This window comes from Amaricoccus sp., assembly GCF_036846665.1.
GTDB lineage: Bacteria > Pseudomonadota > Alphaproteobacteria > Rhodobacterales > Rhodobacteraceae > Amaricoccus.
This window is the reverse complement of record NZ_DAIUBO010000156.1, coordinates 1-9,222: the sequence shown is the minus strand read 5'-3', so window position 1 is coordinate 9,222 and position 9,222 is coordinate 1. Positions and strand designations below refer to the sequence as shown.

Genomic DNA, 9,222 nt, shown 5'->3' with positions numbered 1-9,222 from the left:
GGACGGAGGGACCATGTCGAGGGGGGCCGCGAGCTCTTTCCCCGGCGCGGGTCCCCGCCCCAGCCGCTGGACCACCGCCCTGCGGGTCGGGTCCGCGAGAGCGTGGAAAATGGGGTCGAGGGGCGTCTGATAGTGATCCATACAGCTAACTATATGCGCGCCTGATAGTTAGGTCAACAGCTAAGTGAATGCGGGGTGGCTGCGCCCTTCGACCGTCGCGCCCGCGCGTTGCCTTCCGTTCCGGTGGCGGGCCCGCCCTGCCGCCTTACCGCTCCCCTACCAGCCGCTCGATCTCCTCGAAGATGTGGTCGAGGAAGGGGCTGGTGGCGTCGCGGCCGGTGATGTGGATCGCATAGCCGTCGGGGGTGCGTTCGCGGCGGAGCGTGAGGCCGGGGCGGGGGCGGGAAAGGCGGCGGGGGCGGCCGGGACGGATTTCGGGGGCGGTGTAGGCGGGCGGCGGGGCCTCGGCTTCGGCGAGGATCGGGCGGATCAGCTCCCATTGGCCGGCGGCGTCGCGGCGGGTGGTCTCGGTCAGCGCCGTCTCGATCACTTCGCCGAAGCCGGTGGTCCAGGCGGCATGGAGGCGCAGGAGCTGGCGTTCGCTCAGCTGCTCGGGGTCGCGCAGGACGCCGTCGGCCTCGTGCACGAGGAAGGCGATGTTGCGGAGCTTGGCGCGCTTCTGCCGGGCGGCGGCGGGGTAGAGCGCGTCGACCGCCTGCTCGATGGTGGCGAAGATGCCGCGGTCGCGGGCGGTGACGGCGATGGCGGCGCGCTCCCAGGGGGAGAGGTCGCGGCGGATCTCGTTCTCCTCGACCATCGCGGCGAGCGCCGCGGCGATGTCGCCGGGGTTGCGCAGGAGTGCGGGGATGGCGGCGAAATCGCCGTTGCCGCGCATGTCGCGCAGGTGGCGGAACGCCGCGAGCCGGCGGTGGCCGGAGATCAGGCCATAGGCGGGGGCGGCGGCATCCTCCGCCTCGAGGCCGAAGAGCTCGACGGGCATGCGCAGGCCGCTGCGCGCGATCGAGGCCACCAGCTCGTCGAAGGCGGCCGGGTCGGCGGCGGTGCGGTCGCGGGGCATGGCTTCGGCGTCGATGGCGTCGAGCGGGATCAGGCGGATCTGGTCGGGCATGGGCGGGCTCCGGGCTGGGGGTGCGGCGTTTCTAGCCCGGATTCGGCGGTGTTGCCGGCGGGGGTGCGGCAGCGCGCGGTGGCGGGTCGGCGCCGTCACAATTCATTCACCACGACATTCCTTGAGACGGGGGCGCGAAAGCATTACACTTCACGGGCCGGCGCCGGGCTGGTTGGCGCGACGTGAAGGAGGAATCCGCACTGGATCCGCACACCCCGGCCACTGCGGCCGAGACTTCCGCGACGGGACTTCGGCCCGTTTCGGGAGACATCGACGGCAAGACCCTGCTGTCGGCAATCCTGGCCTCGCTCGAAGACGACAAGGCCGAGGACGTCATCACCATCCCCCTCGCAGGCAAGTCCGAGATGGCCGATCACATGGTGGTCGCCACGGGCCGCTCCTCGCGCCAGGTCGGGGCGATCGCGGAGCATCTCGCCGACCGGCTCAAGCAGGATCACGGCATGATCGTGCGCAGCGAGGGCAAGGAGCTGGGCGACTGGGTCCTGATCGACGCCGGCGACGTGATCGTGCATGTCTTCCGCCCCGAAGTGCGCGAGTTCTACCAGATCGAGAAGATGTGGGCGCCCCAGGCCGCCGCCCGGCCGAGCCCCGCCGGCACCGCCTGAGCCGGGCGTCTTGCGGGTCGCGATCCTCGCGGTCGGCCGGCTGAAATCCGGCCCCGAGGCGGATCTGGTCGCGGATTACCTCGCGCGCTTTTCGCGGGCGGGCCGCGCGCTGGGCCTGGGACCCGCCACCGTGATCGAGATCGACGGCCGCCGCGGCGGAGGCCCGGAGGCCGAGGCGGCGCTGATCGCCGCGAAGCTGCCTGCGGGCGCGCGGCTCATGGCGCTCGACGAGCGCGGGCGGGCGATGTCCTCGCCGGAATTCGCGTCGATGCTGCGTCGCCACGCCGATTCGGGGCTGCGCGACCTCGCCTTCGCCATCGGCGGCGCCGACGGGCTGGCGCCGGGGCTTCGGGCGCGGGCCGACGACGCGCTCTCGCTCGGGCCGATGGTCTGGCCGCATATGCTGGTGCGCGCGATGCTGGCCGAGCAGCTCTACCGCGCCGCCTCGATCCTCGGCGACGGGCCCTATCACCGCGGCGGCTGATCGCGGGTGAGGCGCGCCACCACCCGGTCGCCGTAGCGCCAGACGAGTGCCGCCACCGCGAAGTTTCGCGTGCCGCGGCCCAGCACGATCGCCAGCACGAAGACCGGGAGCGACAGGCCGAAGAGCCCGGCGCCGATCATCGCCACCTGGGTGGGCAGGGGCGTCACCGCCATGGCCATCATCGCCCAGAAGCCGTAGCGGGCGAGGAATCCTTCCATCTGCGCCATGCCCGCCTCCCAGCCGAGCGCGGCGACGATGCGCGCCCCGACGGTGTCGAAGAAGAGCGCGCCGATGGCGTAGCCCGCGAGTGCGGAGGCGAGGTATCCGGCGAAGGCGATGGCGGCGATGCGCCAGATCCGGTCGCGGCGCAGCTGCATCAGCGGCGCGATGACCGCCTCGATGGGAATCGGCAGCACCGCGCCCTCGAGGAAGGCGAAGCCGAAGAGCGCGGCGCCGGTCCAGCGCGACTGCACGATGCGGTCGAGGATGTCGGAGGCGTCTCTGGCCGGGTGCATGGCTCTCGTTCCGGGGCGGGGCGGGCGGAGACTAGCCGCTCGGCCCCGCGCGGCCAAGGTGCGGGCCAAGGGCGCGGGCGGGCCGAAAGTGGGCTGGACCGCCTGCTTCAGACCGTCTAAACCAAATGCAAATCCGGGCCGAGGCTCTGGCTGGCTCCGGGTGGGGATGCGCCCCGCGGGGGGCCAGGACAGGGAGCGGAGCGCATGGCGCATGTCGATGAGGACACCGGCAACCGGAGGGATTTCCTCTTCATCGCAACAGGCGCGGCGGGCGCAGTCGCGACCGGCGCCGCGGTCTGGCCGCTGATCAACCAGATGAATCCCAGCGCCGACGTGCAGGCGCTCGCCTCGATCCAGGTCGATGTCGACGGGCTCGAGGTCGGCAGCCAGCTGACGGTGAAGTTCCTCGGCAAGCCGGTCTTCATCCGCCGCCGCTCGCCGGAGGAGATCGAGGAGGCGCGGGCGGTCGAGGTCTCGCAGCTGGTCGATCCGCTTGCGCGCAACGCCAACCTGCCCGCCGACGCGCCGGCGACCGATGCGGACCGGACCATGGACGAGGCCGGCGAATGGCTGCTGATGACCGGGGTCTGCACGCATCTGGGCTGCGTGCCGCTCGGCGAGGCGGGCGATTTCGGCGGCTGGTTCTGCCCCTGCCACGGATCGCATTACGACACCGCGGGCCGCATCCGCAAAGGCCCGGCGCCGGAGAACCTGCATATTCCGGTGGCGCAGTTCGTCTCCGACACCGTGATCCAGCTGGGCTGAGGAGGGCATCATGAGCGGCATCCCGCACGACCATTACGAGCCGAAATCCGCCCCCGAGAAGTGGATCGAGAGCCGGCTGCCGATCATCGGGCTGCTCTACAACACGCTGATGATCCCGACCCCGAAGAACCTCAACTGGATGTGGATCTGGGGGATCGTTCTCACCTTCTGCCTGGTGCTGCAGATCGCCACCGGCATCGTGCTGGTGATGCATTACAACCCCAGCGTCGGCGGCGCCTTCGCCTCGGTCGAGCACATCATGCGCAACGTCAACGCCGGCTGGGCGCTGCGCTACACCCATGCCAACGGCGCCTCGCTCTTCTTCTTCGCGGTCTATTTCCACATCTTCCGCGGGCTCTACTACGGCTCCTACAAGGCGCCGCGCGAGATCACCTGGATCATCGGCATGGTGATCTACATCCTGATGATGGCGACGGTCTTCATGGGCTACGTGCTGCCCTGGGGCCAGATGTCCTTCTGGGGCGCCACGGTCATCACCGGGCTCTTCGGGGCCATCCCGCTGATCGGCGAATCGATCCAGACCTGGCTCCTGGGTGGGCCGGCGGTGGACAATCCGACGCTGACTCGGTTCTTCAGCCTGCACTACCTCCTGCCCTTCGTCATCGCGGCGCTGGTGGTGGTGCATATCTGGGCCTTCCACACCACGGGCAACAACAACCCCACCGGCGTGGAGGTGCGGCGCGGCTCGCGCAAGGAGGCGGAGGCCGACACCCTGCCCTTCTGGCCCTATTTCGTCATCAAGGACCTCTTCGCGCTGGTCTTCATCCTGACGATCTTCGCGGCGGTGGTCGGCTTCATGCCGAACTTCCTCGGCCATCCGGACAATTACATCGAGGCCAATCCGCTGGTCACGCCGGCGCATATCGTGCCGGAATGGTACCTGCTGCCCTTCTACGCGATGCTGCGCGCGATCACCTTCGACGTGCTCTTCATCAACTCGAAGCTCTTCGGCGTGATCGTGATGTTCGGCTCGCTCATCGTGCTCTTCCTCGTGCCCTGGCTCGACACGAGCCGCGTGCGCTCGGGGCGGTTCCGGCCGATGTTCAAGTTCTGGTTCTGGCTCCTGGTGGTCGATTTCGTGGTGCTGATGTGGTGCGGCGCCATGCCGCCGGAGCAGCCCTTCGTGATCATCAGCCAGCTCGGTGCGCTCTACTGGTTCAGCTTCTTCCTGATCATCCTGCCGCTGCTCGGGGTGCTGGAGAAGCCCAAGGCGCCGCCGGCGACGATCGAGGACGATTTCCGGGCGCATTACGGCGATCCCGGGGAGGTCGCCGCCCAGGGCAGCGCCGCCCAGCCGGCCGAATGAAGAACGTGAGGGGACAGAGACAATGACCGCTAGAACGCTTCTCTCCGGGCTCTTCGCAATCGGACTCGGCCTCGTCGGCCTCGGCGCCTCCCCGGCCGCCGCCGCGGAGGGCGAGCGCCACGTGCACGACTTCAGCTTCTCCTTCGAGGGCCCGTTCGGGCGCTACGACCAGTCGCAGCTCCAGCGCGGGTTGCAGGTCTATTCCGAGATCTGCTCCGCCTGCCACGGGCTCAAGTTCGTGGCCTTCCGCACGCTGGAGGACGAGGGCGGGCCGGCGCTGTCGGAGGAGGCGATGCGCGCCTTCGCCGGGCAGCACGAGGTCTTCGATGTCGCGCTCGACGACACCCGCGTGGCGACGCCGACGGATTTCTTTCCGCCCTCGAACATCCCCAACGCGCCCGACCTGAGCCTGATGGCCAAGGCGCGGGCCGGGTTCCACGGGCCGGCCGGGCTCGGCATCAACCAGATCCTCTTCGGCATGGGCGGGCCGGAATACATCGCCTCCCTGCTCACCGGCTTCACCGGCGAGGAGAGGGAGGAGGCCGGCACGATCCTCTACGAGAACACCGCCTTCGGCGGCTACATGGCCATGGCGCCGGTGCTCTACGGCGATGACGTGACCTATGCCGACGGCACGGTGGCCACGCCCGAGCAGATCGCCGAGGACGTCGCCGCCTTCCTGATGTGGACGGCCGAGCCGAAGATGATGGAGCGCAAGCGCTCCGGCCTGACGGCGGTGCTGTTCCTGACGGTGCTGACCGTGCTGCTCTATTTCACCAACAAGACGCTCTGGGCGCCGCACAAGGGCAAGAAGCACGGCTGACAACAGCCGGCGGGCGCCCCCGCGCGCCCCGCGCGGCTCCGAGATTGCCCGCCCGATCGACCGCTGTCGATCGGGCGGGTGGTCGTGATAGCGGCGAGGCGCAGATACCGCCGATATGATCCGGTCTTCGGCGCATTGCTTCGGACCGCTTCGGGTCTCGTCCCTTCGCTTCGCGGATCTGGCAGGTGACGAATCCGCGTCGCTGAAGCCCGACCCCCCCGACCTCCGCGCCCGCGCGCTGCGGACGACGAACCGGCGCGGGTGAGTGCCTCGCTCTTGCCGGTTCGCGGTGCCCTCGAGCCGAGCGATCCGCCCGGGTGTCGTCACGATTCCAGCGGCCCCCACGGGCGGGGAAACCGCCATTGCGATGGTCGCGACCCGCGGGGCGCTCGGCTCAGCGGGCGCGGTTTCTGAGGAACATGCGGCAGTCGGGGTCGATCTGGGTATTGGGATCCATCGGCACCCGGGTCCGCCAGGAGGCGCGGCCGATCAGATGCGAGCCGACCGGGGCGCTCGCGATCATGAAGAGGAAGACGAAGAGCGCCTCGGCGACATGCAGCAGGCTCCCGGCCTTGACCATCACCGCGATGCAGATCAGCCCGAGCCCCAGCGTCCCGGCCTTGGTTGCCGCATGCATGCGCGCGAAGACGTCGTTGAGGCGGATCAGCCCGATCCCCGCCACCATGCAGAAGAAGCCGCCCGCGACGAAGAGGAAGGCGGCGATCGAGTCACTCATCGGAATCGCCCTCCGTGCGGTCGATGTAATGGGCGAAGGCGACCGTGGCGAGGAAGCTGATCAGCGCGAGCCCGATGGCGACGTAGATATAGGCGTTCACGCCGCTGATCATCTTGAAGACCACCAGGAAGACCACGAGCAGCATCGAGATCAGGTCGAGCGCCACGACGCGGTCGGAGAGCGTCGGCCCGGCGATCAGGCGATAGGCGGCCGCGAGCAGCGCCACGACGAGGAAGAGCACGGTGAGCGAGAGCGCGTTGCCGAGAAGGCCGGAGGCGGTGCTTTCGATGATCATCGCAGCGTCACCTTCAGCACCCGCGATTCGATGCCCTCGCGCACGGCCTGCCGGGTCCCGTCGCCCGAATCGCCGGCGAGCAGGTCGTGGACGAGCAGGGTGGAGCGGTCGTCGCTCACGTCCACGGTGAGCGTGCCGGGCGTCAGGGTGATGAAATTGGCCACCATGGTGATGCCGGCATCGCTTTTCACATTGAGCGGGATGGTCACCAGCCGCGGCTTGGTGATGTCCCTCGGCGAGAGCACGGCGCGGGCGACGAGCAGGCTCGAGACCAGGAGGTCCCAGAGGAAGTAGACGAAGAGCCAAAGGAGATTCAGGAACCGGAGGATCAGGCTCATTCGGCGCCTCCCAGGACCGCCGCCACATAGGCCTGCGGGTCGATCAGGCCGGTCGCGATCGCCGCGGCGCCCGCGACCATCGGCCCGGCGTCGATGCCGATGTAGACGATCGCGCCGGTCAGCGCCAGCAGGGGCACGAGCATGGCCGCCGGCAGGCGCTCGGTGATCGCGCCGTCGCCCTCGGGATGCGCCGACCAGAACACCGCCGCCCAGATCCGCGCCATGGCGAAGAGCGTGAGGAAGCCGACCGCCAGCACCATGAAGGTGAGGCCGGCGCTGCCGATCTCGATGGTCGCCCGCGCCAGCAGGAGCTTGGCCCAGAAGCCCGAGAAGGGCGGCACGCCGGCGAGCGAGAGCGCGGGGATCAGGAAGAGCAGCGAGAACCACGGCCGGACGCGCCAGATGCCGCCGGCCTTGCCGAATTCCTCGGAACCGGCGAGGCGCTTCGTCGCCCCGGCGCCGAGGAAGAGGTTCGCCTTCACCAGCACGTCCTGGAAGAGGTAGAAGAGCGCCCCGGTCACCGCCAGCGGCGTCGCCACCGCGAGGCCGAGGATCATGTAGCCGATCGAGGAGACGATGCTGTAGCCGAGCACCCGGCGGATCGAGCCCTGGCTGAGCGCGCCCAGGGCGCCGACCGCCATGGTCAGCACCGCCGTGCCGAGCAGCAGCGCCGCGATCGGCGTGCCGTCGATGTCGTAGACGAGGGTGAAGACCCGGATCAGCGCATAGACCCCGACCTTGGTCAGCAGCGCTGCGAAGAGCGCCGAGGTGCTGAAGGTGGGGGTGTGATAGGAGGCCGGCAGCCAGAAGAACACCGGGAAGAGCGCGGCCTTGGAGCCGAAGGCGAAGATCAGCACCGCCGCCGAGGCGAGGATCGGCGTCTCCGCGCCGCGCCCCATCAGCCGCCCGTGCAGGTCGGCCATGTTGAGCGCGCCGGTGGCGCCGTAGAGCAGGCCGACCCCGGCGATGAAGGCGACCGTGGCGATCAGGTTCAGCCCGACATATTTGATCGCGCCGTCGAGCTGCGCCTTGCCGCCGCCGACCACCAGGAGGCCGAAGGAGGCGATCAGCATCACCTCGAACCAGACATACATGTTGAAGATGTCGCCGGTGAGGAAGGCGCCGCAGATGCCTGCCAGCAGTGCGTGGGTCAGGGGATAGAAGCCGTAGTGTTTCTCGCCCTCGGTGACGTCGGCGAAGCTGAAGATCAGCACCGCCACCGCCACCAGCCCGGTCAGCAGCACCATGACCGCCGAGAGCCCGTCCGCGACCAGGGTGATGCCGTAGGGCGCGGGCCATCCGCCCGCCTGTTCGGCGAAGGGGCCCTCGGTCGCGACGCGGATCGCGATGCGCACCGTCAGCACCAAGAGCGCCAGCGCGCCGATCAGGGAGATGCCGCGCTGCATCTCCAGCGACCGCCAGGCCAGCAGCGCCAGCACCGCCGTCCCGAAGGGAATCACCAGCGCCCAGAACAGCAACACTAGGAATTGCCCTCCGCGATCGGCTCGGCTTCGCGCATGTCGTCCATCTCGATGGTCTTGAGCACGTAATAGGAGCGGTAGGAGAGGGTGAGGGCGAAGACCAGCAGGCCGAAGCCGATCACGATCGCCGTCAGGATCAGCGCCTGCGGCAGGGCGTTCGACACGTCGGCGATGGTCTTGTCGTGCTCGGGCACCAGCGGCGGCTTGCCGAAGGTCAGCCGGCCGGAGGCGAAGATGATCAGGTTGGCGGCATTGGAGATCATCGTCAGGCCGAAGAGATAGGGCAGCGTCTTGCCGCTCATCATCAGATAGGAGCCGGCGGCGACCAGGGAGCCCGCGAGGATGGCCAGAAGCAGTTCCATGTCAGTCCTCTTCCACGTCGGCTTCCCGCGACACCACGTCCTCGAGCGCGAAGAGGATGCCGCAGACCGTGCCCAGCACCACGAAATAGACCCCGAGATCGAAGAGGAAGATCGACCCGAACGGCAGGCCGTGCTTGTTGCCCTCGGCGTCGATGGTGATGAAGGGCCAGACCCCCTTGAGGAAATAGCCGTATTGCAGCCCGCCCCAGACGCCGGAGACCAGCGCGCAGCCGAGCCCGAAGGCGGCGATGGATTGCGGCCGGAAGCGCAGCGCGCGCTTCGCCGCCTCGAGGCCCTCGGCCTTCTCCACCAGCGCGAAGGCGGTCGCCGCCAGCAGCCCG

Annotated in this window: 13 protein-coding genes; 5 read left to right on the top strand and 8 right to left on the bottom strand. The window is 69.1% G+C overall.

Annotated elements, in window-relative coordinates; translation table 11 throughout:
- Positions 1-265: 265 nt before the first annotated feature.
- Positions 266-1,129, bottom strand: a complete 864-nt coding sequence (locus V7050_RS14440) for a ParB/RepB/Spo0J family partition protein (protein WP_324368192.1) — start codon at positions 1,127-1,129, stop codon at positions 266-268.
- 269 nt (positions 1,130-1,398) lie between these two features.
- Here V7050_RS14440 and rsfS point away from each other — a divergent pair, with 269 nt between their 5' ends.
- Positions 1,399-1,755, top strand: a complete 357-nt coding sequence (rsfS, locus tag V7050_RS14435) for a ribosome silencing factor (RefSeq protein ID WP_324368216.1) — start codon at positions 1,399-1,401, stop codon at positions 1,753-1,755.
- A gap of 10 nt (positions 1,756-1,765) precedes the next feature.
- Positions 1,766-2,239, top strand: a complete 474-nt coding sequence (rlmH, locus tag V7050_RS14430; RefSeq protein ID WP_324368194.1) for a 23S rRNA (pseudouridine(1915)-N(3))-methyltransferase RlmH — start codon at positions 1,766-1,768, stop codon at positions 2,237-2,239.
- Here the strand turns inward: rlmH and V7050_RS14425 are convergent.
- A complete protein-coding gene (locus tag V7050_RS14425) occupies positions 2,224-2,754 on the bottom strand; it encodes a YqaA family protein (protein ID WP_324368196.1) in 531 nt (176 codons plus the stop codon). The two genes, rlmH and V7050_RS14425, sit on opposite strands and share 16 nt — an antisense overlap.
- 204 nt (positions 2,755-2,958) lie before the next feature.
- On the opposite strand from V7050_RS14425, the gene petA reads away from it, so the two are divergent.
- The 3 genes from petA to V7050_RS14410 are packed head-to-tail and all read left to right on the top strand — an operon-like array spanning position 2,959 to position 5,669.
- Positions 2,959-3,519, top strand: a complete 561-nt coding sequence (petA, locus tag V7050_RS14420; protein WP_324368198.1) for a ubiquinol-cytochrome c reductase iron-sulfur subunit — start codon at positions 2,959-2,961, stop codon at positions 3,517-3,519.
- Positions 3,520-3,529: 10 nt separating this feature from the next.
- A complete protein-coding gene (locus tag V7050_RS14415) occupies positions 3,530-4,846 on the top strand; it encodes a cytochrome b (protein WP_324368200.1) in 1,317 nt (438 codons plus the stop codon).
- A 22-nt stretch (positions 4,847-4,868) separates the two neighbouring features.
- On the top strand, positions 4,869-5,669 hold the full coding sequence (locus V7050_RS14410) for a cytochrome c1 (protein WP_324368202.1): 801 nt from the start codon (positions 4,869-4,871) through the stop codon (positions 5,667-5,669).
- Positions 5,670-6,063: 394 nt separating this feature from the next.
- Here the strand turns inward: V7050_RS14410 and mnhG are convergent, their stop codons facing one another.
- The 6 genes from mnhG to V7050_RS14380 form a co-directional block, all read right to left on the bottom strand.
- Positions 6,064-6,405: a monovalent cation/H(+) antiporter subunit G gene (gene mnhG, locus V7050_RS14405; RefSeq protein ID WP_324368204.1), complete on the bottom strand. Its 342-nt coding sequence runs from the start codon at positions 6,403-6,405 to the stop codon at positions 6,064-6,066.
- Positions 6,398-6,700, bottom strand: a complete 303-nt coding sequence (locus tag V7050_RS14400) for a monovalent cation/H+ antiporter complex subunit F (protein WP_324368206.1) — start codon at positions 6,698-6,700, stop codon at positions 6,398-6,400. Before V7050_RS14400 ends, mnhG begins: the two co-directional genes overlap by 8 nt.
- The gene (locus tag V7050_RS14395) at positions 6,697-7,038 is read right to left on the bottom strand and encodes a Na+/H+ antiporter subunit E (RefSeq protein ID WP_324368208.1); all 342 of its coding nucleotides are present in this window, start codon (positions 7,036-7,038) and stop codon (positions 6,697-6,699) included. Before V7050_RS14395 ends, V7050_RS14400 begins: the two co-directional genes overlap by 4 nt.
- A complete protein-coding gene (locus V7050_RS14390) occupies positions 7,035-8,519 on the bottom strand; it encodes a proton-conducting transporter transmembrane domain-containing protein (protein ID WP_324368210.1) in 1,485 nt (494 codons plus the stop codon). Before V7050_RS14390 ends, V7050_RS14395 begins: the two co-directional genes overlap by 4 nt.
- Complete coding sequence (locus V7050_RS14385) at positions 8,519-8,881, bottom strand: NADH-quinone oxidoreductase subunit K (protein ID WP_324368212.1); 363 nt, start codon at positions 8,879-8,881, stop codon at positions 8,519-8,521. Before V7050_RS14385 ends, V7050_RS14390 begins: the two co-directional genes overlap by 1 nt.
- 1 nt (position 8,882) lies before the next feature.
- Positions 8,883-9,222, bottom strand: a 340-nt coding sequence (locus V7050_RS14380) for an MnhB domain-containing protein (RefSeq protein ID WP_324410716.1), incomplete at its 5' end; no start/stop codon positions are given.

Excerpts from the sequence above, each read along its gene's own strand:
- V7050_RS14440 (WP_324368192.1), bottom strand. The coding sequence starts at position 1,129 with ATGCCCGACCAGATCCGCCTGATCCCGCTCGACGCCATCGACGCCGAA.
- V7050_RS14425 (WP_324368196.1), bottom strand. The coding sequence starts at position 2,754 with ATGCACCCGGCCAGAGACGCCTCCGACATCCTCGACCGCATCGTGCAG.
- petA (WP_324368198.1), top strand. The coding sequence starts at position 2,959 with ATGGCGCATGTCGATGAGGACACCGGCAACCGGAGGGATTTCCTCTTC.
- V7050_RS14415 (WP_324368200.1), top strand. The coding sequence starts at position 3,530 with ATGAGCGGCATCCCGCACGACCATTACGAGCCGAAATCCGCCCCCGAG.
- V7050_RS14410 (WP_324368202.1), top strand. The coding sequence starts at position 4,869 with ATGACCGCTAGAACGCTTCTCTCCGGGCTCTTCGCAATCGGACTCGGC.
- mnhG (WP_324368204.1), bottom strand. The coding sequence starts at position 6,405 with ATGAGTGACTCGATCGCCGCCTTCCTCTTCGTCGCGGGCGGCTTCTTC.
- V7050_RS14400 (WP_324368206.1), bottom strand. The coding sequence starts at position 6,700 with ATGATCATCGAAAGCACCGCCTCCGGCCTTCTCGGCAACGCGCTCTCG.
- V7050_RS14395 (WP_324368208.1), bottom strand. The coding sequence starts at position 7,038 with ATGAGCCTGATCCTCCGGTTCCTGAATCTCCTTTGGCTCTTCGTCTAC.
- V7050_RS14385 (WP_324368212.1), bottom strand. The coding sequence starts at position 8,881 with ATGGAACTGCTTCTGGCCATCCTCGCGGGCTCCCTGGTCGCCGCCGGC.